This window comes from Nocardioides sp., from assembly GCF_047602075.1.
In the GTDB taxonomy this organism is placed as follows: Bacteria; Actinomycetota; Actinomycetes; order Propionibacteriales; family Nocardioidaceae; genus Nocardioides.
This window is the reverse complement of sequence record NZ_JASGIF010000001.1, coordinates 810,616-836,087: the sequence shown is the minus strand read 5'-3', so window position 1 is coordinate 836,087 and position 25,472 is coordinate 810,616. Positions and strand designations below refer to the sequence as shown.

The 25,472-nt window shown below is 68.3% G+C and carries 24 protein-coding genes; 19 read left to right on the top strand and 5 right to left on the bottom strand.

What is annotated here, in order from left to right:
* Window positions 1-39: 39 nt before the first annotated feature.
* The gene (gene corA / locus QM714_RS04350) at window positions 40-1,020 is read right to left on the bottom strand and encodes a magnesium/cobalt transporter CorA (protein WP_415097946.1); all 981 of its coding nucleotides are present in this window, start codon (window positions 1,018-1,020) and stop codon (window positions 40-42) included.
* Window positions 1,021-1,053: 33 nt separating this feature from the next.
* Between corA and QM714_RS04345 the strand changes: the two genes are divergently transcribed.
* The 4 genes from QM714_RS04345 (at window position 1,054) to mshC (ending at window position 4,421) form a co-directional block, all read left to right on the top strand.
* Window positions 1,054-1,755: an MSMEG_4193 family putative phosphomutase gene (locus tag QM714_RS04345; RefSeq protein ID WP_415097944.1), complete on the top strand. Its 702-nt coding sequence runs from the start codon at window positions 1,054-1,056 to the stop codon at window positions 1,753-1,755.
* Window positions 1,756-1,801: 46 nt separating this feature from the next.
* Window positions 1,802-2,374 (top strand): DUF3090 domain-containing protein, encoded by a 573-nt coding sequence (locus QM714_RS04340; protein ID WP_415097942.1) that lies wholly within the window; start codon window positions 1,802-1,804, stop codon window positions 2,372-2,374.
* Between the two features lie 80 nt (window positions 2,375-2,454).
* The gene (locus tag QM714_RS04335) at window positions 2,455-3,168 is read left to right on the top strand and encodes an SCO1664 family protein (RefSeq protein ID WP_415100967.1); all 714 of its coding nucleotides are present in this window, start codon (window positions 2,455-2,457) and stop codon (window positions 3,166-3,168) included.
* A gap of 29 nt (window positions 3,169-3,197) precedes the next feature.
* The gene (gene mshC / locus QM714_RS04330) at window positions 3,198-4,421 is read left to right on the top strand and encodes a cysteine--1-D-myo-inosityl 2-amino-2-deoxy-alpha-D-glucopyranoside ligase (protein ID WP_415097940.1); all 1,224 of its coding nucleotides are present in this window, start codon (window positions 3,198-3,200) and stop codon (window positions 4,419-4,421) included.
* A 16-nt stretch (window positions 4,422-4,437) separates the two neighbouring features.
* Here the strand turns inward: mshC and QM714_RS04325 are convergent, their stop codons facing one another.
* Window positions 4,438-5,286 carry a PAC2 family protein gene (locus QM714_RS04325; protein ID WP_415097938.1) on the bottom strand — a complete coding sequence of 283 codons (849 nt, stop codon included), beginning with the start codon at window positions 5,284-5,286 and terminating at the stop codon, window positions 4,438-4,440.
* 127 nt (window positions 5,287-5,413) lie between these two features.
* Between QM714_RS04325 and metH the strand changes: the two genes are divergently transcribed.
* Together metH and QM714_RS04315 are read left to right on the top strand one after the other, a co-directional pair.
* Window positions 5,414-9,145 carry a methionine synthase gene (metH, locus tag QM714_RS04320; protein ID WP_415097936.1) on the top strand — a complete coding sequence of 1,244 codons (3,732 nt, stop codon included), beginning with the start codon at window positions 5,414-5,416 and terminating at the stop codon, window positions 9,143-9,145.
* A 4-nt stretch (window positions 9,146-9,149) separates the two neighbouring features.
* Window positions 9,150-9,806, top strand: a complete 657-nt coding sequence (locus QM714_RS04315; RefSeq protein WP_415097934.1) for an HAD family hydrolase — start codon at window positions 9,150-9,152, stop codon at window positions 9,804-9,806.
* 69 nt (window positions 9,807-9,875) lie between these two features.
* On the opposite strand, the gene QM714_RS04310 is transcribed toward QM714_RS04315, so the two are convergent.
* Window positions 9,876-10,742, bottom strand: a complete 867-nt coding sequence (locus QM714_RS04310; RefSeq protein WP_415097932.1) for a PD-(D/E)XK nuclease family protein — start codon at window positions 10,740-10,742, stop codon at window positions 9,876-9,878.
* Window positions 10,743-10,796: 54 nt separating this feature from the next.
* On the opposite strand from QM714_RS04310, the gene QM714_RS04305 reads away from it, so the two are divergent.
* The 3 genes from QM714_RS04305 (at window position 10,797) to arc (ending at window position 14,740) form a co-directional block, all read left to right on the top strand.
* Window positions 10,797-11,945 (top strand): site-2 protease family protein, encoded by a 1,149-nt coding sequence (locus tag QM714_RS04305; RefSeq protein ID WP_415097930.1) that lies wholly within the window; start codon window positions 10,797-10,799, stop codon window positions 11,943-11,945.
* Window positions 11,946-11,947: 2 nt separating this feature from the next.
* Window positions 11,948-12,904 carry a tRNA (adenine-N1)-methyltransferase gene (locus QM714_RS04300; RefSeq protein ID WP_415097928.1) on the top strand — a complete coding sequence of 319 codons (957 nt, stop codon included), beginning with the start codon at window positions 11,948-11,950 and terminating at the stop codon, window positions 12,902-12,904.
* A 99-nt stretch (window positions 12,905-13,003) separates the two neighbouring features.
* Window positions 13,004-14,740, top strand: a complete 1,737-nt coding sequence (arc, locus tag QM714_RS04295; protein ID WP_415097926.1) for a proteasome ATPase — start codon at window positions 13,004-13,006, stop codon at window positions 14,738-14,740.
* Window positions 14,741-14,817: 77 nt separating this feature from the next.
* Here the strand turns inward: arc and QM714_RS04290 are convergent, their stop codons facing one another.
* Both QM714_RS04290 and QM714_RS04285 read right to left on the bottom strand, forming a co-directional pair.
* Window positions 14,818-15,138 carry a hypothetical protein gene (locus QM714_RS04290; RefSeq protein ID WP_415097924.1) on the bottom strand — a complete coding sequence of 107 codons (321 nt, stop codon included), beginning with the start codon at window positions 15,136-15,138 and terminating at the stop codon, window positions 14,818-14,820.
* 150 nt (window positions 15,139-15,288) lie between these two features.
* Window positions 15,289-15,918 carry a class I SAM-dependent methyltransferase gene (locus QM714_RS04285; RefSeq protein WP_415097922.1) on the bottom strand — a complete coding sequence of 210 codons (630 nt, stop codon included), beginning with the start codon at window positions 15,916-15,918 and terminating at the stop codon, window positions 15,289-15,291.
* Between the two features lie 36 nt (window positions 15,919-15,954).
* Here QM714_RS04285 and dop point away from each other — a divergent pair, with 36 nt between their 5' ends.
* The 10 genes from dop to tatA all read left to right on the top strand — a co-directional run bounded on the left by dop (window position 15,955) and on the right by tatA (window position 25,463).
* Window positions 15,955-17,481 carry a depupylase/deamidase Dop gene (gene dop / locus QM714_RS04280; protein WP_415097919.1) on the top strand — a complete coding sequence of 509 codons (1,527 nt, stop codon included), beginning with the start codon at window positions 15,955-15,957 and terminating at the stop codon, window positions 17,479-17,481.
* A 9-nt stretch (window positions 17,482-17,490) separates the two neighbouring features.
* Window positions 17,491-17,688, top strand: a complete 198-nt coding sequence (locus QM714_RS04275; protein ID WP_415097917.1) for a ubiquitin-like protein Pup — start codon at window positions 17,491-17,493, stop codon at window positions 17,686-17,688.
* Window positions 17,688-18,524 carry a proteasome subunit beta gene (prcB, locus tag QM714_RS04270; protein WP_415097915.1) on the top strand — a complete coding sequence of 279 codons (837 nt, stop codon included), beginning with the start codon at window positions 17,688-17,690 and terminating at the stop codon, window positions 18,522-18,524. Before QM714_RS04275 ends, prcB begins: the two co-directional genes overlap by 1 nt.
* 18 nt (window positions 18,525-18,542) lie before the next feature.
* Window positions 18,543-19,367: a proteasome subunit alpha gene (gene prcA, locus QM714_RS04265; protein ID WP_415097913.1), complete on the top strand. Its 825-nt coding sequence runs from the start codon at window positions 18,543-18,545 to the stop codon at window positions 19,365-19,367.
* 386 nt (window positions 19,368-19,753) lie between these two features.
* The gene (locus tag QM714_RS04260) at window positions 19,754-20,557 is read left to right on the top strand and encodes a hypothetical protein (protein ID WP_415097911.1); all 804 of its coding nucleotides are present in this window, start codon (window positions 19,754-19,756) and stop codon (window positions 20,555-20,557) included.
* An 84-nt stretch (window positions 20,558-20,641) separates the two neighbouring features.
* On the top strand, window positions 20,642-22,003 hold the full coding sequence (gene pafA / locus QM714_RS04255) for a Pup--protein ligase (RefSeq protein ID WP_415097909.1): 1,362 nt from the start codon (window positions 20,642-20,644) through the stop codon (window positions 22,001-22,003).
* A 168-nt stretch (window positions 22,004-22,171) separates the two neighbouring features.
* Window positions 22,172-23,176, top strand: coding sequence for an FKBP-type peptidyl-prolyl cis-trans isomerase (locus QM714_RS04250; protein ID WP_415097907.1), 1,005 nt, complete (start codon window positions 22,172-22,174; stop codon window positions 23,174-23,176).
* 20 nt (window positions 23,177-23,196) lie between these two features.
* Window positions 23,197-24,156, top strand: coding sequence for a helix-turn-helix transcriptional regulator (locus QM714_RS04245; RefSeq protein WP_415097905.1), 960 nt, complete (start codon window positions 23,197-23,199; stop codon window positions 24,154-24,156).
* Window positions 24,153-25,160, top strand: a complete 1,008-nt coding sequence (locus QM714_RS04240; RefSeq protein ID WP_415097903.1) for a helix-turn-helix transcriptional regulator — start codon at window positions 24,153-24,155, stop codon at window positions 25,158-25,160. Before QM714_RS04245 ends, QM714_RS04240 begins: the two co-directional genes overlap by 4 nt.
* Before the next feature lie 51 nt (window positions 25,161-25,211).
* Window positions 25,212-25,463 carry a twin-arginine translocase TatA/TatE family subunit gene (gene tatA / locus QM714_RS04235; RefSeq protein ID WP_415097901.1) on the top strand — a complete coding sequence of 84 codons (252 nt, stop codon included), beginning with the start codon at window positions 25,212-25,214 and terminating at the stop codon, window positions 25,461-25,463.
* The last annotated feature ends 9 nt before the right edge of the window (window positions 25,464-25,472 follow it).

Sequence of the window (25,472 nt, the reverse complement as noted above, 5' to 3'; positions counted from 1 at the left end):
CGGGCCGGATTGTTGCCGTTTGGGCCCAAACCGCAACGGTCACAGCCATCCGGAGCGCTTGAAGAAGACCCACAACCCGGTCACGCTGAGCAGCATCAGACCGAGTGCCATGGGGTAGCCCCAGACCCAGTCGAGCTCGGGCATGTAGTGGAAGTTCATGCCGTAGATCCCGGCGATCAGGGTGGGTACGACGACGAGTGCGACTCCGGCGGAGATCCGGCGCATGTCCTCGTTCTGCTGGACCGAGATGCCGGCCAGATTGGCTTCGAAGGCTGCCGACAGCAGCACGTCGAGGGAGTCGATGGTCTCCGAGACTCGGATCAGGTGGTCGGCCACGTCGCGGAAGTAGTACGACGCGTCGCTGGGGACTCCCGGGACCTGGCCGACGGAGAAGCGGCGCATCGGGTCTCGGAGCGGCAGGACCGCGCGGCGCACTTCGGCGATCTCGCGCTTGAGGGTGTAGATCCTGGCCGAGTCACTCGTCCGGCGCTCGGAGAACACCGAGGCCTCGATCTCGTCCACGTCGTCCTCGAGGGCCGCGGCGACCACTTCGTACTCGTCGACGATCAGATCGGTGATGGCGTAGAGCGCGGCACCCGGGCCGAGTGCCAGCACTGAAGGGCGCTCCTCGAGACGCAATCTGGCGTCGTGGAGGTTGGCGCCGTCACCATGCCGGACTGTGACGATGAAGTCGGGACCGAGGAAGATGTTGATCTCGCCGGTCTCCACGGCGTCGTGCTCGTCGACGTACCACAGCGTCTTCAACGTGATGAACAGCGAACCCTCGTAGTGCTCGAGCTTGGGTCGCTGGTGGGCCGACACCGCGTCCTCGACGGCCAGGGGATGCAGTCGAAAGGCCACGGCCACATCTTCGATCTCGGCCTCGTTCGGCTCACGCAGCCCCACCCAGACGAAGTCACCGGGCTCGGTGATCCCGGCTCGGATCTCGTGCAGATCCTCCGCCTTGCAGTCGAGGGGGACTCGGATGCCGTTGCGGTACACCGCGCTGTCCACGATCACGAGTGAAGGCTAGCCCTCGTAGAGTCGGGCACCATGGCAACACTCATCCTAGTCCGGCACGGCAGGAGCACGGCCAACACGGCGGGGGTGCTGGCCGGCCGGACCGGGGGAGTCCATCTCGACGATCTGGGCCATGAGCAGGCAACGCGAGTGGCGTCCCGGCTCCGAGACGTTCCCCTGGCCGCACTGGTCTCCAGCCCGTTGCTGCGCTGTCGAGAGACTGCGACGGCGATCGCAACGGCCCACCAGCCGCCGCTGTCTGTGCGCACCGAGCGGGGGCTGACCGAGTGCGACTACGGCGCCTGGGAGGGGCGTCCCCTGCGCGAGCTGGCCAAGGAGAAGCTCTGGCGGACCGTCCAGCAACATCCCGCAGCGGCCGGATTCCCCGACGGAGAGACGCTGGCGGGGATGGCGACGCGAGCGGTGGCCGCCGTACGACGTCTCGACGCCGCCGTGACCGAGGAGCACGGCGCCCACACGGTCTGGGCGGCCGTCAGCCACGGCGACCTGATCAAGGCGATCCTGGCGGACGCGCTCGGTCTCCACCTCGACCTGTTCCAGCGCATCCAGGTGGACCCGGCCTCCGTCTCGCTGGTCGCCTACGGCGCCGACCGCCCGATGGTGCTCGGCGTCAACACCCAAGAGGGCGACCTCGGCTGGCTGGGCCACCGGCCCAAGCGCTCTGGCCGGGGGGCCACGGTCGGGGGTGGCGCGGGGCCGGCGGCACAGGGCTAGCGGCACAGGGCTAGCGGTATGGGGCTGGCGGCATAGGCTGACGAACATGCCTGTCGTCCACGGATTCGACCCGCCCGACCGCTTCGTCGTCGGGACCGTCGGAGAGCCCGGGGCGCGCACCTTCTTCCTGCAGGCCAGGCGGGACGCCAGGTTGACCAGCGTGGCGCTCGAGAAGCAACAGGTCGCCGTGCTCGCGGAGCGGATCGACCAGTTGCTCGACACCCTGCTCGCCGACCCCGACATCACCGCCGTCATCCCTGCCGTCGCCCCCGAGGGCAGTGAGGACCCCGCGCCCCTGGATCAGCCGATCGAGGAGGAGTTCCGCGCCGGCACGATGACGCTGTCGTGGGATCCCGACGACGAGCGGATCGTCATCGAGGTGTTCCCGCTGGTGGGGTCGGAGGAGATCGAGCTCGACGACGACGGCGACCCGGTGGAGCCGGAGCCCGAGGAGGTCTTCCTGGTCCGCGTCTCGGCGGGCGCCGCGCGGGCCTTCGTCAGGCGCGCGGTCCAGGTCATCGAGGCTGGTCGGCCGAGCTGCCCCTTCTGTGGGATGCCGGTGTCGCCGGAGGGCCACCTGTGTGTCCGCGCCAACGGCTTTCGCCGCCGCGAGCCGTGACCGGAGAGGTCATCGGCGGCGGCCCACCGCCGCTGCCGCGTGAGTTGCTGGAAGGCGAGTTGACCCTGCACGGACGGATCATGCCGGCCTCCAACGCGACCTTCCTCGGTGACATCGGCGGCACCGACGTGGTCTACAAGCCTCGGGCCGGCGAGCGCCCGCTGTGGGACTTTCCCGCCCGCGACCTCGCCGACCGGGAGGTGGCGGCCTGGCTGGTCTCGGAGGCGCTCGGCTGGCGGATCGTTCCGCTCACCTTTCTGCGCCACGGCCCGCACGGGGAGGGCATGGTGCAGGTGTGGCAAGAGACGGACGACGACCAGGTGGCTGTCGACGTCGTCGCCGAGGGCGAGGTTCCGGCCGGGTGGCTGCATGTCTTCGACGGTGTGGATCAGCATGATCGACCGGTCGCGCTGGTCCACGAGGACTCGGCCGCCCTCCGCCGGATGGCCGTCTTCGACGTCTTGGTGAACAACGCCGATCGGAAGGGCGGCCATGTGCTGGCGATGGCGGACGGACACCGCTACGGCGTGGACCACGGCGTCACCTTCCATGTGGAGCCGAAGCTGCGCACGGTGTTGTGGGGGTGGCTCGGCGAGCCTCTCGACGAGTCCGAGCTCGACGGCGTACGCCGGGTCCGGGCCGCCCTCGACGGTTGGCTCGCGGCGGAGCTCGGCGAGTTGCTCGATCGGCCCGCCCTGGACACCCTCACCCGTCGTACGGACCGGCTGCTCGAGGTGGCTGCCTTCCCCGCGCCAGACGGGGACTGGCCCGCCATCCCGTGGCCGCCGTTCTGACCGACCAGGCGCTCGATAGGCTGCCGGTCATGCGGTCCTGGCCAGCCCCTGACGTCCCGCGGCTCCCGGTCACCGGGCCGCCGGTCCGGCTCTTCGACTCGGCCTCCCACAGCGTGGTCGCGACCGCTCCGGAGGACGCGGCGCGGCTCTACGTCTGCGGCATCACGCCCTACGACGCCACCCACCTCGGCCACGCGGCAACCTATGTCGCCTTCGACCTGCTCAACCGCGCCTGGCGGGCGGCTGGCCACTCGGTGCGCTATGTGCAGAACGTCACCGACGTCGACGACCCGCTGCTGGAGCGGGCCACTCGCGACGGCATCGACTGGCGGGAGCTCGCCGAGCGGGAGACCGAGCTGTTTCGTCAAGACATGGCGGCGCTTCGGGTGCTCCCGCCCGATGAGTACGTCGGCGTGACGGAGTCGCTGCCCTTGGTGATCGCGGAGATCGAGCAGCTCGCTGCTGCCGGGGCGACCTATCGAGTCGACGACGACGTCTACTACTCCGTCGCGTCGGATGCGTCGTTCGGTGAGGTGTCCGGCATGCTCCGTGAGGAGATGCTGCACGTCTTCCCCGAGCGCGGCGGCGATCCGGACCGACCGGGCAAGCGGGATCCGCTGGACGCGCTGCTGTGGCGCGGTGAGCGGCCCGGAGAGCCGTCTTGGGAGAGCCCCTTCGGCCCGGGTCGGCCGGGCTGGCACATCGAGTGCAGCGCGATCGCGCTGGAGTTCCTCGGCCCGTCCTTCGACGTGCAGGGCGGCGGCAGCGACCTGGTCTTCCCCCATCACGAGATGAGCGCCGCCCACAGTCAGGCGGTCCGACCGCAGGCGCCGTTCGCTCGCGCCTACGTGCACGCCGGGATGGTCGGCTACGACGGCGAGAAGATGTCGAAGTCGCGCGGCAACCTGGTCTTCGTCTCCCGGCTGCGCAACGACGGCGCCGACCCGATGGCCATCCGCCTCGCGCTGCTCGCCGAGCACTATCGCAGCGACTGGGAGTGGACCGACGCCCAGCTCACCGAGGCGCAGGCGAGGCTGGATCGATGGCGGGCAGCTGCCTCCGCGACTGCCGGTGCCCCCGCCGAAGCCGCGACGCGCGAGGTGCTGGAGGCGTTGGCCGACGACCTGGATGCACCTCGCGCGGTCGCGGCCATCGACGTCTGGGCCGAGGCCAGCCAGCGCGACACGGCGTCGGCCGAAGCGCCCGGTCAGATCCGCACCCTCGTCGACGCCGCGCTCGGCGTACGCCTGTAGAGGGCTCCGGCCCGACTCAGTCCTCGCTCTGCGTCCGCTTCAGGTAGCGCTGGAACTCCCGGGCGATGGCCTCGCCGGAGGCCTCGGGGAGCTCGGTGGTGTCTCGGGTCTCCTCCAGCGCCCGGACGTATTCGGCCACCTCGTCGTCCTCGCTGGCCAGCTCGTCGACCCCGCGCTCCCAGGCTCGAGCGTCCTCGGCCAGCTCGCCGAGCGGCAGGTTGGCCTCCAGCAGCTCCTCGAGGGCGCCGACCAGGGCGAGCGTGCCCTTGGGACAGGGCGGCTGCGCGACGTAGTGGGGGATCGCTGCCCAGTAGGACACGTGCGGCATGTCCAGGCGCGCACAGGCGTCCGCCAACACACCGACGACGCCGGTCGGGCCTTCGTAGGTGGACGGCTCCAGGCTGAGCCGGTCCACCAGGTCGGGCTCGGTAGCCGTCCCGCTCACCGGAATGGGACGCGTGTGCGGAGTGTCGGCCAGGAGGGCCCCGAAGGTGACTACCAGGGTGCCGCCGAGCTCGTCGCAGGCAGCCAGCACTTCGGCGCAGAACTGCCGCCACCGCATGTTCGGCTCGATCCCGCGCACCAAGATCACGTCCCGGTCCAGGTCCGGCGGGGACGCGATCGCGAGTCGGGTGGTGGGCCAGGTGATCCGCCGATGGCCGTTCTCGTCGGTGCCGACCATCGGCCGGTTGACCTGGAAGTCGTAGAACTCCTCGGGGTCGATGGCACCGATGATGCGGGCACCCCACGCGTCGATGAGATGGTCGACGACCCCGGAGGCCGCGTCAGCGGCGTCGTTCCAGCCCTCGAAGGCGGCGATCACGATCGGATCCACCAGGTCGGGCACGTCGTCGAACTCGATCACCGCCTCAGTCTAGGTGGGCCGAGGTGGTCAGGATTGGTGAAGGGCGGGATGGAGTGTCACCATGGAACCCTGTGTCACGATGTGAACACAGTGTCCACGGATCGGACACCCTGAGGGGAGGAATCGAGTGCACGGCGCGACCCGGCCGGACGCCACGGATCAACTCACCAGGATCCTGCGCGAGCGGATCCTGCTCCTCGACGGCGCGATGGGCACCCTGATCCAGCAGCAGGGCCTGTCCGAGGCCGACTACCGCGGCACCGAGTTCGCCGACTCGGCAGTCGATCTCACCGGCGACGCCGACGTGCTCAACCTGACTCGCCCGGATCTGATCCGGCGAATCCATCGGGAGTACTTCGACGCCGGCGCGGACCTGGTCACCACCAACACCTTCACGGCCACCTCGATCTCGCAGTCCGACTACGGCCTCGAGCAGCGTGCCTACGACCTCAACCAGGCCGCCGCGGCACTGGCCCGCGAGGTCGCCGACGAGGTGTCCGAGGCCGACCCGGAGCGCCCCCGATTCGTGGTCGGCGCGCTCGGCCCGACCAACCGGACCGCCTCGATCAGCCCCGACGTCAACGACCCCGGCGCCCGCAACGTGACCTTCGACGACCTGGTCGGGGCCTACCGGGAGGAGGCGGCCGGCCTGGTCGACGGCGGTGCGGACGTGCTGATGGTCGAGACGATCTTCGACACACTCAACGCCAAGGCAGCCATCTTCGCCCTGGAGACCCTGTTCGAGGAGCGCGGTCGACGCTGGCCGGTGATCATCTCCGGCACCATCACCGACGCCTCCGGGCGAACCCTCTCCGGCCAGGTGACCGAGGCGTTCTGGAACTCCGTGCGACACGTGCGACCGCTGGCCGTCGGCCTCAACTGCGCGCTGGGCGCCGCCGAGTTGCGACCCTACGTGGCCGAGCTGCACCGGCTGGCGGACTGCTTCGTGTCCGCGCATCCGAACAACGGCCTGCCCAACGAGTTCGGGGAGTACGACGACACTCCAGACCAGTTCGCCGAGGTCCTCTCCGAGTTCGCCCACGCGGGCCTGGTCAACCTGGTCGGTGGCTGCTGCGGGACCACACCGGACCACATCGCCGCGCTCGCGAAGTCCCTTGTCGCCGCCGAGCCGCGCGTGCCCGTCACCCCTCAGCCAGCGATGCGGCTGTCCGGTCTCGAGCCGATGAACATCGACGCCGACAGCCTGTTCGTCAACATCGGCGAGCGCACCAACATCACCGGGTCGGCACGGTTCCGCAACCTGATCAAGAACGGCGACTACGACACCGGCCTGTCGGTCGCTCTCCAGCAGGTCGTCAGCGGCGCTCAGGTCATCGACGTCAACATGGACGAGGGGATGATCGACGGCGTCGCGGCGATGGACCGCTTCCTCAAGCTGATCGCCTCCGAGCCCGACATCTCACGGGTGCCGGTGATGGTCGACTCCTCAAAATGGGAGGTGCTCGAGGCTGGGCTGAAGTGCCTGCAGGGCAAGCCGGTGGTCAACTCGATCTCCCTCAAGGAGGGCGAGGAGATCTTCCTCGAGCACGCTCGGCTGTGTCGCAAATACGGCGCCGCCGCAGTGGTGATGGCCTTCGACGAGAACGGCCAGGCCGACTCCCTCGAGCGACGTACCCAGGTCTGCGAGCGCGCCTACCGGATCCTCGTCGACGAGGTCGGCTTCCCCGTCGAGGACATCATCTTCGACCCGAACGTGTTCGCCGTCGCCACCGGCATCGAGGAGCACGCCACCTACGGCGTCGACTTCGTCGAGGCGACCCGCTGGATCAAGCAGAACCTCCCCGGCGCCAAGGTGTCCGGCGGCATCTCCAACGTCAGCTTCTCCTTCCGCGGCAACAACCCCGTCCGCGAGGCCATCCATGCGGTGTTCCTCTACCACGCCATCCGCGCCGGCCTGGACATGGCGATCGTGAACGCCGGAGCACTGGCGGTCTACGACGAGGTCGACCCCGAGCTGCGCGAGCGGATCGAGGACGTCGTCCTCAACCGGCGCGCCGATGCCACCGAGCGGCTGCTGGAGATCGCCGAGCGCCACAACGTCTCCGGAGAAGCCGCCGAGGTCGACCAGGACGAGTGGCGCGAGCTGCCGCTGCGCGAGCGGATCACGCACGCGCTGGTCAAGGGCATCGACGCCCACATCGAGGACGACACCGAGCTGCTCCGCGCGGAGATCGACCGCCAGGGCGGCCGCCCCATCGAGGTCATCGAGGGCCCCTTGATGGACGGCATGAACGTGGTCGGAGATCTCTTCGGAGCGGGCAAGATGTTCCTGCCCCAGGTCGTGAAGTCGGCTCGGGTGATGAAGAAGGCCGTCGCCTACCTGATCCCCTTCATCGAAGCGGGCAAGGCGGCCGAGCCCGACCCCGAGGCCGCCAGCGACTCCGGCTCCGGCCTGATCGTGATGGCAACGGTGAAGGGCGACGTCCACGACATCGGCAAGAACATCGTCGGCGTCGTGCTCCAGTGCAACAACTACCGGGTCGTCGACCTCGGCGTGATGGTGCCCGCCCAGAAGATCCTGGACACGGCCCGCGAACTGGGTGCGGACCTGATCGGCCTGAGCGGACTGATCACCCCGTCGTTGGACGAGATGGTCAACGTGGCGGCCGAGATGGAGCGCCAGGGCATGGAGATCCCGCTGCTCGTCGGCGGCGCCACCACCAGCCGCGCCCACACGGCGGTCAAGGTCGACCCGCGCTACCACGGTCCCGTGGTCTGGGTGAAGGACGCCTCCCGATCCGTGCCGGTGGCAGCCGCCCTGCTCAGTGACGAGCAACGCGACCGGCTGCTCACCGACGTAGCCGAAGACTACGACGCGCTGCGGGCCCGGCACGCGGCCAAGCACGACCGGCCGATGGTCGACCTAGACACCGCGCGGGCCAACCGGCCGGCGGTCGACCGGTCCGCCGTACCCCCCGCCCCCGCGCGGCCCGGCGTCCACGTCTTCGACGACTACGACCTGGCCGAGCTGCGGGAGTACATCGACTGGCAGCCCTTCTTCAACGCCTGGGAGATGAAGGGCAAGTTCCCCGACATCTTGAACAGCCCCGTCACCGGCGAGGCGGCCCGCAAGCTGTACGACGACGCGCAGGAGATGCTGGACCGCATCGTCGCCGAGCGCTGGATCACCGCACGGGGCGTTGCCGGGTTCTTCCCGGCCGCCTCCGCCGGCGACGACGTCGTGGTCTACACCGACGACACCCGCACCGAGGTGCTCACCACGTTGTGGCAGCTCCGCCAGCAAGGGGAGCACCGCGACGGTGTGCCGAACAAGTCGCTGGCCGACTTCGTGGCCCCGGCCGGCTCCGGGGTGCCCGACCACATCGGCGCGTTCGCCGTGACCGCCGGCCACGGCGTCCGCGAGCGGGTGCTGGCCTTCAAGGAGGAGCTCGACGACTACTCGGCGATCATGCTGGAGGCCCTGGCCGACCGGCTCGCCGAGGCGTTCGCCGAGCGGCTGCACGAACGCGTCCGGATCGAGCTGTGGGGCTACGCTCCCGACGAGTCGTCGTCGGCGGAGGATCTGCTCAAGGAGCGGTACGCCGGGATCCGACCCGCTCCTGGCTATCCCGCCTGCCCGGACCACACGCTCAAGCGCGAGCTATGGGACCTCCTCGACGCCGACACCCACACCGGGATCGAGTTGACCGAGTCGATGGCGATGTGGCCGGGCGCCAGCGTGTCGGGGTGGTACTTCGGCCACCCCGATGCGCAATACTTCGTCGTCGGGCGGCTGCGCCGCGACCAGGTCGAGGACTACGCCGCGCGCCGCGACGTACCCCTCCCTGAGATCGAGAGGTGGCTGTCCGCCTACCTCGCCTACGACCCGGAGGACTGAGCGCGTGACCGACAACTGGCCCGCCGCGGTGCTGTGGGACATGGACGGCACACTGGTCGACAGCGAGCCGTACTGGATGGAGACCGAGTTCGAGCTCGCTGCCGCCTTCGGCGGCACCTGGAGCGAGGAGCACGGGCTGTCCCTGGTCGGCAACAACCTGCCCGACGCCGGCCGCTACATCCAGAAGCACATGGGCATCGACCTCGCGCCCGAGGCGATCGTGGAGTGGCTGCTCGACGGCGTCGTCACCCGCATCGAGCGGGTCGTCCCGTGGCGGCCAGGCGCCCTAGAGCTGCTCAGCGCGCTGGTGGAGGAGGGCACGCCGTGCGGCCTCGTCACGATGTCCTACCAGCGCTTCGTGGCCCCCGTGCTGAGCGCCCTGCCCGAAGGCACCTTCAGCGAAGTCGTCACCGGCGACGCCGTGGAGCGGGGCAAGCCACACCCCGAGCCCTACCTCACCGCCGCCGCTCGCCTCGGAGTCGACCCCGCCCACTGCGTGGCCATCGAGGACTCCCACAACGGCGCCCAGAGCGCCGAGTCCGCCGGCTGCACCGTCGTGGTGTTGCCCAACCAGGTCCCCGTCCCCGGCTCTCCCTCCCGGATCTTCGCCGACTCCTTCGCCGACGTCTCACCCGCCTGGCTGAGGTCGCTGCGGGGGTAGGGCGGGGGGTTGGGCCTGCGGTTTGGGCCCAAACCGCAACCTTCCGACCCTCCGAAGTCGGGTGTTGGCTCAAGAAGGAACATCGCGAGCAGGCAGGGGCGGGGGAGTGCCGCCGTAGGCGGGACAGAGGTCCCGGTGGGAGCACCACTGACACATCGGACCTGGGCTGGGGCGCCAGTCGGCGGTGTCCTCGGCGCGTCGAATCGCCTCCCACACGGCGACCACCTTGCGCTCGGTGGCGAGTAGGTCCGCCTCGTCGGGGACGTAGCGCAAGAGCTCTCCATTGCCGAGATAGACGAGTTGGAGCATCGCGGGGATGACCTCGCGGGTCCGCCAGATGACCAGGGCGTAGAACTTCATCTGGAACAGTGCCTTGGCCTCGAAACCGGGGCCGGGGGAGCGGCCGGTCTTGTAGTCGACGACGCGGACCAGGCCGTCGGGGTTGATGTCCAGACGGTCCACGAACCCTCGGAGCAGGAGTTTGGACTCCAACACCGTCTCGACGTACAGCTCGCGCTCCGCAGGCTCCAACCTGGTGGGGTCCTCCAGCGTGAAGTAGCGATCGAGCACGTCACGGCAGGACTGCAGCCATGGGTCGAACGCGAGGGTGCCGTCCGAGAACAGCTCGGCAATCTCGGGGGTGTCCTCCAGCATCGTCTGCCACGTCGGCTCCACCATCTCTTGTGCCTGTGGCGTGGTGCGTTCGTGCGCCGGGAGGTCGAAGAGGTCTTCGAGCACCTTGTGGACGAGCGTGCCCCGGACAGCATCGGCGGAGGGTTGGTCCGGCAGCCGGTCAATGGTGCGGAAGCGATAGAGCAGCGGGCAGGCCATGAAGTCGCTCGCCCTGCTCGGTGAGAGTGCGCCCAACACGGTGACGCCGTCGACGACGGTGGACATCGCCTCGGCTGGCGAGGGATCCGGCGCCGGGACAGCCATAAGGTCAATCTAGGTGACCGGTCCGACATGTGCCTCGTCCAGTAGCCTCCTGATGTGGCCCATCCCGAGCAGGAACCCGACGCGCCGGCGCCGCGCCCTCCTGGTGCGATCCGCCTCGGTCGTCTGGCGGGTGCCGACATCTATGTCACGTCCTCCTGGTTCCTGATCGCCGCCTTGCTGACGGTCGTGATGGCGGCTCCGATCGAGGCCGCGCAGCCTGGTCTGGGCGCGTGGAAGTACGTCGGCGGCTTCGCGTTCGCGGTCCTGCTCTATCTCTCAGTGCTCCTCCACGAGGTCTCCCACGCGGTGATGGCACGCCGGTACGGCCACCCGGTGCACGCGATCACCTTGCACTTCCTCGGCGGGATGACCTCGGTCGAGGGCGAGGCGAGGTCGCCGCGGCAGGAGTTCTTCATCGCCGTCGTCGGACCGATCACCTCCTTGGTGGTCGGGTTCGTCAGCCTCCTGGTCTACCGAGTGGCTCCCGACGGGGTGATCTCGGTCGCGCTGCAGGGACTGGTGGGCACCAATCTGCTGGTCGGGCTGCTCAACCTGGTGCCGGGTCTGCCGCTCGATGGCGGGCGGGTGATGAAGTCGATCGTGTGGGCGGTCTCCGGGAACGCCCACACCGGCACGCTGGTGGCTGCCTGGTGCGGTCGCCTCGCCGCCGTCGCCGCCATGCTCTGGCCGTTCGTCCAGGAGCGCCTGGTCGGCTGGACGACGACTCCGGCCGACTATCTCATCGCGTTCGTGGTGGCGATGTTCTTGTGGACCGGTGCGACCGCCGCGATGTCGTCAGCCCGGCTGCGTCGCAAGCTTCCGAGCCTGGTGGGCCGGCAGCTCGCGCGCCGCACCCTCGCAGTTCCGGCCGATCTTCCTCTTGCCGAGGCGGTACGCCGCGCGCAGGAGGCCCAAGCCGGGGGGCTTGTCACCGTGACCACAGACGGGCGCCCGTCCGGCCTGGTCAGCGAAGCAGTTCTGCTCGCCACCCCCGAGGAGCGTCGCCCGTGGGTGCCCGTCTCCAGCGTGTCGCGCACCCTCGGCGAGGGTCTGTCTCTTCCGGCGGATATCGCCGGTGAGGATCTGATCGTCGCGATCAGCCGTCGGCCCGCCGACGAGTATCTCCTCTTGGAGGACGACGGATCCATCTACGGCGTCCTGGCGACCGCCGACGTCGACCAGGCCTTCCGGGCAGCCCACTGACGATGGCGACCGGCGATCCGCTCGATGTGCCCGCTGATGCCTGGGCCGGGGTGCACCGAGGTCCGCTGCGCGAGGGCGAATGGGTCCGGCTCACCGATCAGAAGGGTCGGCGCCACAACTTCGAGTTGGTCGCGGGCAAGCGATTCTTCTCCAACAAGGGCCACTTCGACCACGATGAGCTGATCGGTCGCGAGGAGGGGTTCACCGTCACCTCCTCCGCGGGCGGGGAGTATCTCGTCTTCCGGCCATTGCTCTCGGAGTTCGTGGTGTCGATGCCGCGCGGGGCGGCCGTCGTCTATCCCAAGGACGCAGCCCAGATCACCGCCCTCGCGGACGTCTTCCCCGGCGCCCGAGTGGTGGAGGCGGGTGTCGGATCCGGGGCGTTGACCTGCTGGCTGCTGCGGGCGGTCGGCGCCGCCGGCCGCGTGTCGTCGTACGAACGGCGCGAGGAGTTCGCCGATGTCGCCCGGCGCAATGTCACGCAGTTCTTCGGGGGCGACCACCCGGCCTGGCAACTGACCGTCGGAGATCTCGTCGAGGCGTTGCCTGCCAACGGCGAGCGGGCCGATCGGGTCGTGCTGGACATGCTGGCGCCGTGGGAGTGCATTCCGGCCGTGGCGGACGCCCTGGTCGCGGGCGGGATCGTGTGCGTGTATGTCGCCACCACGACGCAGCTCAGCAGAGTCGTCGAGACGCTCCGCGCTCATGGTGGCTTCACCGAGCCGCGAGCCTGGGAGTCCCTGGTCCGGGACTGGCACGTGGAGGGTCTCGCGGTGCGGCCGGGCCACACGATGACCGGGCACACCGCATTCCTGGTCACCGCCCGACGGATGGCGCCGGGGCAGCAGGCACCGGTCAAGAAGCGTCGGCCGGCCCCGGGTGCCTACGGACCCGACTACACCGGGCCACGCCCGCCGGGGTTGCCGCCGATCGCTGGAGAGGAGCCACGAGAGGGCTGATAGGGGCCTGGCGTCCAAATCGTGACCTTTTGGGGCGTCGATGTCCTTCCCACCGGACGTTGCGCGGGTAATGTCACAAGTCACGAGGAGGTGACGATCATGCCGACACCAGACGAGCGCAGTCCCGAGCAGCTCACCGACCAGATCCAGTATCTCGAGGCGGAGGTGGCCGAGCTGCGCCGTCGCCTGAGCGACGCACCCACCCACAGCCGTGGACTCGAGCTGAGGCTGGCGGACACCCAACGGTCGTTGGCCGCGGTGACAGGCCAGAACGAGCGGCTCGCGCTGACGCTGCGTGAGGCCCGTGACCAGATCACCAAGTTGAAGGAGGAGGTCGACCGGCTCGCCCAGCCGCCAGCCGGCTTCGGGACCTTCCTGGGCCGCAACGACGACGACACCGTCGATGTGTTCACCGGCGGCCGCAAGCTCCGGGTGACCGTGAGCCCGGCCGTCGACCTGGACCGCCTCGAGCGAGGCCAGGAGGTCATGCTCAACGAAGCCCTCAACGTCGTGGCCGCACTTCGCTTCGAAGAGGTCGGCGAGGTCGTGATGTTCAAGGAGCTGCTCGCGGACGGCGAGCGTGCCCTGGTCATCGCCAACGCCGACGAGGAGCGTGTGGTCCGCCTGGCGGCCCCTCTGCGGGAGACGACCCTGCGTGCGGGCGACTCGTTGCTGCTCGACCCGCGCGCCGGCTACGTCTACGAGCGGGTGCCCAAGTCCGAGGTCGAGGAGCTGGTGCTGGAGGAGGTTCCCGACATCGAGTACGGCGCTATCGGCGGGTTGCTCACCCAGATCGACCAGATCCGCGATGCCGTCGAACTGCCGTACCTCCACCCCGACCTGTTCCGCGAGCACCAGCTCAAGCCACCCAAGGGGGTCCTGCTCTACGGTCCGCCCGGATGCGGCAAGACGCTGATCGCGAAGGCCGTCGCCAACTCGCTGGCCAAGAAGGTCGCCGCCAAGACCGGGCAGGAGGGGAAGTCGTACTTCCTCAACATCAAGGGACCCGAGCTGCTCAACAAGTACGTCGGCGAGACCGAGCGCCACATCCGGCTGGTGTTCCAGCGGGCGCGGGAGAAGGCCAGCCACGGCACTCCGGTGATCGTCTTCTTCGACGAGATGGACTCCCTGTTCCGCACTCGGGGCTCGGGGGTCTCCTCCGATGTGGAGAACACCATTGTTCCGCAGTTGCTCAGCGAGATCGACGGCGTGGAGGCGCTGGAGAACGTCCTAGTCATCGGTGCTTCCAACCGCGAGGACATGATCGACCCGGCGATCCTGCGACCGGGACGGCTCGATGTGAAGATCAAGATCGAGCGCCCTGACGCGGAGTCTGCTCGCGACATCTTCAGCAAGTACCTCACCGCCGATCTGCCGCTGCACGGCGACGACCTCGCTGAGTTCGGCGGCGATCAGGCGGCGTGTGTGGCGGGCATGATCCAAGCCACCGTCGAACGGATGTACACCGAGTCCGAGGAGAACCGCTTCTTGGAGGTCACCTATGCCAACGGTGACAAGGAGGTCCTCTACTTCAAGGACTTCAACTCCGGAGCGATGATCCAGAACATCGTGGACCGGGCCAAGAAGATGGCCATCAAGGACTTCCTCGAGCACGAGCAGAAGGGGCTGCGCGTCCAGCACATGCTCCAGGCCTGTGTCGACGAGTTCAAGGAGAACGAGGACCTGCCCAACACCACCAACCCCGACGACTGGGCCCGGATCTCCGGGAAGAAGGGCGAGCGCATCGTGTTCATCCGGACCCTGATCACGGGCAAGCAGGGCACCGAGCCGGGCCGGTCGATCGACACCGTGGCCAACACCGGCCAGTACCTCTGACGGCGGCTCCCGCGCCGGGGCTAGGGGTGTTCTTCGACCAGCAGCCGGAACTCCTCGAGACCAGTCACACCGCGGTGTCACGCGATCGCCTCAATCTGCGTCATCTGGCGCTCATCGAGGCGAACGCCGACATCTTGCGAGGCCGCACCGTGGTCGACATCGCCAGCCACGACGGCCGATGGTCGTTTGGCGCCCTCGAGGCCGGCGCGACCAAGGTGATCGGGCTTCCGAGCCAAGGCGGGCCGGCTGAGCGCTTCCGCTTCGTCCACGGTGACGCCCACCAGTTGCTGTTCCGGCCGGGGGTGAAGGGCGATGTTGTGATGTGCCTCGGCTTCCTCTACCACACGGCACGTTATGTCGAGCTGATGGCGGGCATCGAGAGCACCGGTGCTGAGCACGTCACCGGCAGTCGGGTGAGCTTCGTTGTTCGCAAGCGGGGTGATCTGCGGCGTCGATGGGGCTGCGGTTTGGGCCCAAACCGCAATCCTCGGGCCGGATTTGTTGCCGTTTGGGCCCAAACCGCAACATTGCGGCCCCGGGACGACGGCTCAGGGAGACACCCAGCGCGCGGTGGCGCGGGCACGGTAGAGGTAGTGCCAGGGTCGCCCGGCTGCGGCGGAGGTGAGGTACTCGGTCGCCCGATCGTGGAGGACGAAACCGGCAGCACTGAGGAGGGCGAACGGGTCGCGGGTCAGATGACAGCCACCGGCGAATCGGCGCTGGGTGGGCTCGAGCCGCCGCTGCCACCGCGCGACTCCGGGTTCCGGGGCCAGACCGTGCTCCAAGACGTGGACCGAGCCTCCGGGACGGAGCACGCGGCGTACCTCGGCTAGCGCACCTTCCGCATCGGGGATGGTGCACAAGGTGAAGGTGATCAGCACCCCGTCGTACGACGCATCGGCGGCGGCCAGGTGCTGTCCGTCGAGGCCGGTGCGGACGATCGGGAGTGAGGTGCGGGCGCGACGTCGCTCAGAGAGACCCCAGGCGACATCCTCCGGCTCCACCGCGTGGACCTCGGTGACCTCCGGGGGATACCAGCGCACGTTGAGGCCGGAGCCAAAGCCCAGTTCGAGGACGCGGCCAGATAGCCCCGCGCAGGCGAGCGCGCGCCGCTCGCCGAGCTCGTGTCCGCGCAGCGACAGGTCCACCAGACGGGGCAGGACGTGAGAGCGCCACATGCCTGACGACCGTAGCGCGCAGCGTAGGCTGACACCATGAGCGTGCGCCGGGTCATGGGCACCGAGGTCGAGTACGGCATCTCCGTGCAGGGCCAACCACTGGCCAACCCGATGGTCGCCTCCTCCCAGGTCGTCAATGCCTATGCATCTGCCACGTTGAAGGCGCGCCGCGCTCGATGGGACTTCGAGGAGGAGTCGCCGCTGCGTGACGCCCGTGGGTTCGACCTCTCCCGCAGCGTCGCCGACCCGTCCCAGCTCACGGACGAAGACCTCGGTTTGGCCAACGTGATCCTCACCAACGGGGCGCGGTTGTACGTCGACCACGCCCACCCGGAGTACTCCACCCCCGAGGTCACCGGCCCGCTCGACGTAGTGCGGTGGGACAAGGCCGGGGAGCTGGTCATGTTGGACGCGGCGCGTCGGGCCAGTGCGGTCCCGGGAACCGCCCCGATCGTGCTCTACAAGAACAACACCGACAACAAGGGTGCGTCCTACGGCGCCCACGAGAACTATCTGATGAGCCGGTCGACGCCGTTCGGCGACATCGTCCGTCACCTCACGCCGTTTTTCGTCAGCCGACAGGTGGTGGCCGGTGCAGGTCGGGTCGGCCTCGGCCAGGAAGGTCGGGAGCACGGGTTCCAGATCAGCCAGCGCGCGGACTTCTTCGAGGTCGAGGTCGGCCTTGAGACCACTCTCAAGCGGCCGATCATCAACACCCGTGACGAGCCGCATGCCGACCCGGAGGTCTACCGCCGACTGCACGTCATCATCGGTGACGCCAATCTCGCCGAGATCTCGACCTACCTCAAGGTGGGCACGACTGCGCTGGTGCTGGCGATGATCGAGGACGGCTTCATCTCCCGTGACCTCGACGTCGAGGGGCCAGTCGCGAGCCTGCGTGCCGTCTCCCACGACCCGGCCCTGCGGCACGTGCTGACGCTGAACGACGGGCGTCGGCTGACCGCCGTACAGCTGCAGATGGAGTACCTCGAGCTGGCCCGCAAGTACGTCGAGGACCGCTACGGCGTCGACGTGGACGCCGAGACGGTGGACGTGCTCGAACGCTGGGAGTCCGTGCTCGATCGGCTTGAACGAGACCCGATGCTGTGCGCGGGGGAGTTGGATTGGGTGGCCAAGTATCGGCTGCTGCAGCAGTACCGCGATCGCGACGGACTGGGCTGGGACGACGCCAAGTTGCAGCTGATCGACCTGCAGTACTCCGACATCCGGCCCGACCGAGGCCTCTACCACCGACTGGCGCAGACGGGCCGCATCACTAGGCTGCTCGATGACGGTTCGGTCGAGCAGGCGATGCACGACCCGCCGACCGACACTCGGGCGTACTTCCGCGGTCGTTGCCTGGAGAAGTATCCCGACCAGATCGCCGCCGCCTCCTGGGACTCGGTGATCCTCGACCTGAGCGGTCGAGATTCGCTCCAACGGATTCCCACCGCCGAGCCCTTGCGCGGCACGAAGGCGCACGTTGGCGGGCTGTTGGACCGCTGCGCCACGGCCGAAGAGCTCTTCGCGGCGTTGACCCGCGGACCTGGCCGACCGGGATAGGGTCGGGGTATGGCACAAGAGCAGAAGCAGCCGCGCCGGTCAGGGTCGGCTGACGAGGCCACCCAGGTGGCGCCGGAGTCCGACGTTGCCGAGCGCAAGGAAGCCATCGACGAGGACGTCGACGCCATCCTCGACGAGATCGATGAGGTCTTGGAGTCCAACGCGGAGGACTTCGTGAAGTCGTTCATCCAGAAGGGCGGCGAGTAGTGGTCGACGCGCCGCGCCTGCCGGCGGCGTACCTCGCTCCAGGCACCTCCTCCTTCGCGGACTTCCTCGCTGGCCAGGCCCCCGACCTGCTGCCCTCGCACCGTGGTCTCGGCGGGGCCAGCAACGCGGGCGAGCTCGCACCTCACGGCACCACGATCGTGGCCGCGGCCTTCGACGGCGGCGTGGTGATGGCCGGGGACCGTCGCGCCACGATGGGCAACATCATCGCCCAGCGCGACATCGAGAAGGTGTTCCCCGCCGACGAGTACTCCGCGGTCGGGATCGCCGGCACCGCTGGACTCGCCGTCGAGCTGGTCCGGCTCTTTCAGACCGAGCTGGAGCACTACGAGAAGATCGAGGGGACCACGCTCTCGCTCGACGGGAAGGCCAACCGCCTGGCCGCCCTGATCCGTGGGAATCTCGGGATGGCGATGCAGGGGCTGGCCGTCGTACCCCTCTTCGCGGGCTTCGACCTCGAGGTCGGGCAGGGCAGGATCTTCTCCTACGACGTCACGGGTGGCCGCTACGAGGAGACCGCGTTCCACTCCGTGGGCTCGGGCTCGTTGTTCGCCCGCGGCTCCCTCAAGAAGCTCTACCGCGAAGGGCTGAGCGCCGAGGAGTGTGTGACGGCGACGGTGCAGGCGCTGTACGACGCCGCCGACGACGACTCGGCGACCGGCGGGCCCGACCTGACGCGACGGATCTTCCCGGTCGTCCACGTGATCACCGGCGCCGGCGGCCGCAGACTCCCAGACGGCGAGGTGGCCGAGATCGCCGACCGGGTGATCGCCGGCCGAATGAGCCGCCCCGACGGCCCCGCCGCGGCGCTGACCTGAGATGAGGAGGACCCGCTAATGAGCATGCCCTTCTACGTCTCGCCCGAGCAGCTGATGAAGGATCGGGCCGACTTCGCGCGCAAAGGCATCGCGCGCGGACGGTCCGTGGTCGTCGTGCAGTACGCCGACGGCGTGCTGTTCGTCTCCGAGAACCCCTCGCAGGCCCTCCACAAGGTCTCCGAGATCTACGACCGGATCGCCTTCGCCGCGGTCGGCCGCTACAACGAGTTCGAGAACCTGCGGATCGCGGGAGTCCGGCTGGCCGACATACGTGGCTACTCCTACGACCGCCGCGACGTCACCGGTCGCGGACTTGCCAACGCCTACGCCCAGACCCTGGGCACGATCTTCTCCAGCGGTGGCGAGAAGCCCTACGAGGTCGAGTTGTTCGTCGCCGAGGTCGGTGACGCTCCTGCCGACGACCAGATCTACCGACTCACCTACGACGGTCAGGTGGCCGACGAGCACGGCTACGCCGTCATGGGTGGGACCACGGAGCGCGTCGTGGAGTATCTCCGCGACCACTACACCGAGGGCGCCCCTCTGGCCGAGGCGCTGCGCGACGCCGTCGCCGCACTCGGATGCTCCGACGGCGGCGGTGAGCGAGTGATCCCGGCCGGGCACCTCGAGGTGGCCGTCTTGGATCGCACTCGAACCCAGGCTCGCAAGTTCGTCCGGATCCTGGGGCCTCGTCTGGTTGAGCTGCTCGGGGAACGAGGTCCCGAGACCCCTGCTGAGTCGGATCCAGATGCGGTTTGGGCCCAAACGGCAACCACCGAGGATGAAGCCGAGGACCGGGAGGACACCGACCACGGTCAATCCTCCGACAACACCGCTGGGTGAGAGCGCTGCGGTTTGGGCCCAAACGGCAGTGAGACAGCCGCGATCGATGCCGTTTGGGCCCTAAACAGAGGGGGGCGGGCACGGATGGCCCACTTCCCATACACCAGGCCCCGAATCGTCGGGCTATCCACAGCGGAGGCCTGGTAGGCCCCCGCTGGCGAGGATCCGACGACACTCTTGAAGGCATGGCACGTGACTCCAACCCCGCCCAGTGGCGAGCCCGGCAGATGAAGGGCCCTGATGCTCCAATCCGCGGCCAGGTCCGCCTGGTCGACCACCGACGAGTGAGTCACGGGCTCTATCGACGAAGACGAGAAGGGCTCAACGAGGATGAGGAGTTTAGGCGGGACCTCGAGGCATATCTCTTGTTGTTGCCACAAGGAGCGGTGTTCACCCATGTGACGGCGGCACGCCTGCTGGGTTGGCGACTACCGCAGCTACCAGAACAGGTTCCGGTGTTCATGGCGGTGAGGGGCGATGGGTTTCATAGCCGACGGCCGGGTCTGCTCTGTTCGCGGCTGACTCACGGGGCAAAGCCAGGTAACGCGCAGGGTCTTCCAGTCGATTCTGCCCCGGAGATTCTGCTGCGCTGCGCGAGAGAACTTGGCACGCTGGATCTGCTGATCATGGTCGACTCGGCTCTACGACTCGGACACCTCAAGCCTCGGGAATTGGAGGAGTTGTTGGCGACTTCGCGGCCCGGCGTGCGAGCGCTCCGCAAGGCGTACGCGTTGGCGGACCGCCGCTCCGAGTCAGCTGGAGAAACCCTGCTTCGTGCCTTCCACCAGGTCCTCGGCATTGAGGTGGAACCGCAGAAGAAGCTCTACAACCGCGCTGGACAACTGGTAGGTCGGGCCGACCTACTCATCCGCGGTACACCCTTCGTACAGGAGTACGACGGGGCAGTTCACAGATCCAGCGGTCAGCACGTCGTCGACCTGAGAAGGGAGAGGAGTTGGGCGGGCACCAAGTACCAGCGCAACGGCTACGCTCTCGATGATTTGCTGAACCATGCTGCGACAGTGATGCATGAGTTGGATCGCCTGTTGGGCCGTCCGCATGATCGCCGATGCTTGGAGCGGTGGCGTGCCCTGGTAGAGGAATCGTTGTACTCCAAGACTGGTCGCGCGCGGGTTGTGAATCGCTGGCGGCGCCAGTGGGACCCCAGCGTTTGGACGCAAACGGCATGATCTCGGCCGAAATTGCTGCGGTTTGGGCCCAAACCGCAGGCCAGAAGACCGGGCAGCAACCCGTGAGCCGCCTAGGCTGAGGGTATGGACCGGCGGATCTTCGGGATCGAGAACGAGTACGGCGTCACGTGCACGTTCCGAGGACAGCGTCGGCTGAGCCCGGACGAGGTGGCTCGGTACCTGTTCCGGAAGGTGGTCTCCTGGGGACGCAGCTCGAATGTCTTCCTTCGCAACGGGGCCCGGCTCTACCTGGATGTGGGCAGCCACCCGGAGTACGCCACTCCGGAGTGTGATGACGTGATCGAGTTGGTGACCCACGACAAGGCCGGCGAGCGGATCCTGGAGGGACTGCTGGTCGATGCCGAGCAGAGGCTGCATGACGAAGGCATCTCAGGCGAGGTGTACCTGTTCAAGAACAACACCGACTCGGCCGGCAACTCCTACGGCTGTCATGAGAACTACCTGGTCAGCAGGGCAGGGGAGTTCGGCAGACTCGCGGATGTACTGATCCCGTTCCTGGTGACTCGGCAGGTCATGGTCGGCGCTGGGAAGGTCACCCAGACGCCGCGCGGGGCGTCGTACGCCGTATCGCAGAGGGCCGAACATATCTGGGAGGGCGTATCAAGCGCGACGACAAGAAGTCGTCCGATCATCAACACTCGAGACGAGCCGCACGCTGACGCCGAGAAGTACCGCCGTCTGCACGTGATCGTCGGTGATTCGAACATGAGTGAGACCACCACCATGTTGAAGGTGGCCAGCTGCGACCTGGTGCTGAGGATGATCGAGGAGGGGGTCGTCATGCGGGACCTCTCCTTGGAGAACCCGATCCGGGCGATCCGAGAGATCGCTCATGACGTGACCGGGCGTCGCCTGGTGCGCTTGGTGAACGGTCGGGAGGCCAGCGCATTGACCATCCAGCAGGAGTACCTCGCCAAGGCACACGACTTCGTGGACCGTCGGGGAGTCAGCACGCCGGTCATCGAACGGGCGCTGGACCTGTGGGAACGGTCGCTCAAGGCGGTCGAGAGCGACGACTGGGGTCTGGTTGATCGCGAGATCGACTGGGTGATCAAGTGGAAGTTGATCGACCGCTACCGCGCCAAGCACAATCTGCCGCTGGCGCATCCGCGAGTCGCTCAACTCGATCTTGCCTACCATGACATCCATCGCGATCGTGGCCTCTACTATCTGCTCGACAAGCGTGGCGCGGTGGCTCGGCTGGTCAACGACTTGAAGGTCTTCGAGGCCAAATCGGTGCCCCCGCAGACCACCCGGGCTCGGCTTCGCGGCGACTTCATCCGCAAGGCCCAGGAGCGGCGCCGCGACTTCACGGTCGACTGGGTGCATCTGAAGCTCAATGATCAAGCGCAGCGCACCGTTCTGTGCAAAGACCCATTCCGGGCGACGGACGAGCGTGTGCAGCGGTTGATCGACGGGATGTAGGGGCTGCCCGGGGACAGTCGGTACCGCCCGGGTCATGTCGTTTGGGCCCAAACCGCAACGCCAGCCCCGAGCCGAAGCCCCCAACCCGGTGAGCCCAGGGACGTGGGGCTAGGGGCCCCGGGTAGGGTGACCGGGCCAACCTGACGCCTGATCCGGAAGTGACGCCTGATGCCTCGACCCACCGTACGACTCGTCGCGACACTGCTGGCTGCGGGGCTGATCGCCACGCTGTCGGCCTGCGGTGGTGACAAGGCGAAGGATCCCGACCCGAGCAGCTCGACATCGGCCTCGGAGTCGGAGTCCGCGACTGCGGCGCCGATGAAGGACGGCACGGTGAAGGGGATCACGGTCAAGGGCAAGCAGGGGGAGACGCCCAAGATCACCTGGGCGAAGGAGGGTGTGACGGCCACCGATCCGGTGCGCCAGGTGCTGACCAAGGGCGACGGGGAGACGGTCCAGAAGGACGACAAGGTCTTCGTCCAGCTCTGGGTCGGCAACGGCACCAAGAAGAAGGAGGCCTACTCCAGCTACACCGGGGCGCCTCAACTGGTCACCGCGAGCAGCACCCAGACGCTGGCTGTCCTTGCCGACGCGATCACCGACCAACCGGTGGGGTCGCGGCTGCTGGTCGCCCAGTCGGTGAGTGGGGCGTTCGGTGAGTCCGGCCAGTCCGACATCGGCTTGAAGCCGGACGACACGGCCGTCCTGGTCATCGACATCACCGGGAAGCTACTGGACGGCCCGAAGGGCGCGAAGCAGGATCCGGCGGCGTGGGCGCCGAAGGTGGAGGCTTCCGGCGACATCCCGACCGGGCTCGACTTCTCCGACACGCCCAAGCCCAGTGGCGACTTCGAGATCACCACCTTGATCAAGGGGAAGGGGCCGAAGCTGCAGAAGGGTGACCACGCCTACGTCAACTACCTGGGTCAGGTGTACGACGGCAAGGAGCCGTTCGACCAGTCCTACAACCGGGGCACGCCGTTCGACTTCGACCTCGGCGGCGGGTCGGTCATCAAGGGTTGGGACCAGGGTCTGGTCGGCGTGACGGTGGGCAGCAGGGTGATCTTGCAGGTGCCACCGGACTGGGGCTACGGCAAGAAGGGCAACGGCAGCGCGGGCATCGCCGGCACCGACACGCTCTACTTCGTCGTCGACGTCCTGGGCGCCAGCTAGCCACAGCGAGGCACGAGCCGATGGCCCCGGTCCGCAAGAGCGAGCGGCTGCTCAACCTGCTCATCATGCTGCTGGTCCAGCGGCGGTATGTCAGCAAGGACCGGATCCGCGAGATCCTCTACCCGGGCCAGAGCCGGGACGCGTTCGAGAAGATGTTCGAGCGTGACAAGGAGGAGTTGCGCAGTCTCGGGGTGCCGATCGAGGTCGGCAGCCTGGACACCTACTTCGAGGACGAGCTGGGTTACCGGATTCGGCCCGACCAGTTCGGCTTGCCGGAGGTGAGCCTGACCGCCGACGAGGCCTCCCTGCTCGGTCTGGCCGCGAAGGTGTGGGAGCACGCCCGCCTGGCCGAGGTGACCACCGATGCGGTGCGCAAGCTCACGGCGGCGGGGGTGGCGGTCGACGTCGCCGCCTTGGAGGTGGTGCAGCCTCGGCTGGCGGCCGACGAGCCGGCCTTCGACGTCTTCTGGGAGGCCACCCACACCCGCACGCCGGTGGAGTTCGACTACGGGCGGGCCGCCCAGCGCCCGGCGACCCGTCACCTCCAGCCCTGGGGCGTGGTGCGCTACGCCGGCCATTGGTACGTCGTCGGGCTGGACACCGATCGCGGCGCGGAGCGGGTCTTCCGGCTCTCCCGGGTGCAGGGCGCACCACGCCTGGCCGGAGCACCCGGCTCCTTCGAGGTCCCGGCGGACACCGACGTGCGCGGGGTGGCTCGGCGGTTGGCTCCGGAGGCTCCCGCCGAGCCGGCGACCGTTCTGGTGCGCTCGGGCAGTGGGCACAGCCTGCGCCGGAAGGCGACTCGGATCGAGCAGGGCATCGCGGGTCCGGATGACGACACCTGGGATCGACTCACGATCGACCAGGGGGACGTCGCCGACGAGGTTCTCGCACACGGCACCGACGCCTATGTGGAGGGGCCGCAGTTGCTGCGGCAGACCGTCGTACGTCGCCTGCGCGCGGTCGTGGAGGCACCATGACGCCCACCGCGATGCCCGGAGGCGCGAAGGAGCAGGTGGCCCGGCTGCTCGCGCTGGTGCCCTACCTGCACAGCCGGGGCCAGGTGCACCTGGACGAGGCGAGCGCGGATCTCGGCGTCTCCCCGGAGCAACTGCTGCGAGATCTCCGAGTGTTGCTCATGTGTGGCCTTCCCGGCGGCTACCCGGGTGACCTGATCGACGTGGACCTGGACGCCCTCGAGGCCCCTGAGGGAGACGGCGTCATCCGGATCTCCAACGCCGACTATCTCGCCCGCCCGCTGCGGCTGACGCCGACCGAGGCCAGCGCGCTGATTGTCGCGCTGCGGGCGTTGCGGGAGAGCTGCGAGGAGCAGACCCGGGAGGTGGTGGACCGGACCCTGGCGAAGCTCGAGGCGGCGGCCGCCCAGGGTGCAGGTGGTCAGAGTGTGGGGGCTCAGGTCCACGTGGGTGACCGGGTCGACGAGGTGGCCGGGCTGCGCACCCTGCTCCTTGACGCGGTGGGCCGACATCGACAGGTCGAGTTGCGCTACTTCGTGCCTAGCCGAGACGAGGTCTCGCACCGGCTGGTGGATCCGCATGCGGTGGTCTCGGCCAACGCCGTGGACTATCTGGAGGCGTGGTGCCACAGCGCCGAGGCACCGCGCGTGTTCCGGCTGGATCGGATCGAGGCGGCTGACGTGCTCGACACCGAGGTGACCACCCAGGCCGCTCCGCGTCGACCTCTGGCCGACGGACTCTTCCTGCAGGCCAGCGACGCGGCTCGAGCCGTGCTTCGACTGGACCCGCCCGCGAGGTGGGTCCTCGACTACTACCCGGTCGAGAAGGTGCGCCACCGCCGAGGTGGCGTGGTCGAGGTGACCATGCTGGTCGCCGATCGGCAGTGGCTGGAGCGGCTGCTGCGTCGGCTGATGCCACATGCGACCGTGCTCGAACCGGCCGAAATGGCCGAATCGCTACGCGCCACCGCCGCGGCCACCCTCGGCTTGTACGGTGAGGGCACGTAGGATGGGGATCGGCCCGGTTGCCGGGGCCGACACTGTCGAGGTGAGGAACACATGATCACACCACTCTTCGAGATGCCTGGTGGGTGGGAGCTCATCATCATCGTCCTCGTCGTCGTGCTGCTCTTCGGCGCCAAGAAGTTGCCCGAGCTGGCGCGTGGCAGCGGCCAGGCGTTGCGGATCTTCAAGGACGAGACGAAGGGCCTCACCTCGGGCGACGAGGCCAAGGATGCCGCTGACGTCACCGAGATGAAGGCTGAGCCGGAGCCCGAGCCGGAGCGCCGCAGCGACGGCACCTCCGCCTGATCCCTCTCC

Excerpts from the sequence above, each read along its gene's own strand:
- QM714_RS04345 (WP_415097944.1), top strand. The coding sequence starts at position 1,054 with ATGGCAACACTCATCCTAGTCCGGCACGGCAGGAGCACGGCCAACACG.
- QM714_RS04340 (WP_415097942.1), top strand. The coding sequence starts at position 1,802 with ATGCCTGTCGTCCACGGATTCGACCCGCCCGACCGCTTCGTCGTCGGG.
- QM714_RS04335 (WP_415100967.1), top strand. The coding sequence starts at position 2,455 with ATGCCGGCCTCCAACGCGACCTTCCTCGGTGACATCGGCGGCACCGAC.
- mshC (WP_415097940.1), top strand. The coding sequence starts at position 3,198 with ATGCGGTCCTGGCCAGCCCCTGACGTCCCGCGGCTCCCGGTCACCGGG.
- QM714_RS04310 (WP_415097932.1), bottom strand. The coding sequence starts at position 10,742 with ATGGCTGTCCCGGCGCCGGATCCCTCGCCAGCCGAGGCGATGTCCACC.
- QM714_RS04300 (WP_415097928.1), top strand. The coding sequence starts at position 11,948 with ATGGCGACCGGCGATCCGCTCGATGTGCCCGCTGATGCCTGGGCCGGG.
- arc (WP_415097926.1), top strand. The coding sequence starts at position 13,004 with ATGCCGACACCAGACGAGCGCAGTCCCGAGCAGCTCACCGACCAGATC.
- QM714_RS04285 (WP_415097922.1), bottom strand. The coding sequence starts at position 15,918 with ATGTGGCGCTCTCACGTCCTGCCCCGTCTGGTGGACCTGTCGCTGCGC.
- dop (WP_415097919.1), top strand. The coding sequence starts at position 15,955 with ATGAGCGTGCGCCGGGTCATGGGCACCGAGGTCGAGTACGGCATCTCC.
- QM714_RS04275 (WP_415097917.1), top strand. The coding sequence starts at position 17,491 with ATGGCACAAGAGCAGAAGCAGCCGCGCCGGTCAGGGTCGGCTGACGAG.
- prcA (WP_415097913.1), top strand. The coding sequence starts at position 18,543 with ATGAGCATGCCCTTCTACGTCTCGCCCGAGCAGCTGATGAAGGATCGG.
- pafA (WP_415097909.1), top strand. The coding sequence starts at position 20,642 with ATGGACCGGCGGATCTTCGGGATCGAGAACGAGTACGGCGTCACGTGC.
- QM714_RS04250 (WP_415097907.1), top strand. The coding sequence starts at position 22,172 with ATGCCTCGACCCACCGTACGACTCGTCGCGACACTGCTGGCTGCGGGG.
- QM714_RS04245 (WP_415097905.1), top strand. The coding sequence starts at position 23,197 with ATGGCCCCGGTCCGCAAGAGCGAGCGGCTGCTCAACCTGCTCATCATG.
- QM714_RS04240 (WP_415097903.1), top strand. The coding sequence starts at position 24,153 with ATGACGCCCACCGCGATGCCCGGAGGCGCGAAGGAGCAGGTGGCCCGG.
- tatA (WP_415097901.1), top strand. The coding sequence starts at position 25,212 with ATGATCACACCACTCTTCGAGATGCCTGGTGGGTGGGAGCTCATCATC.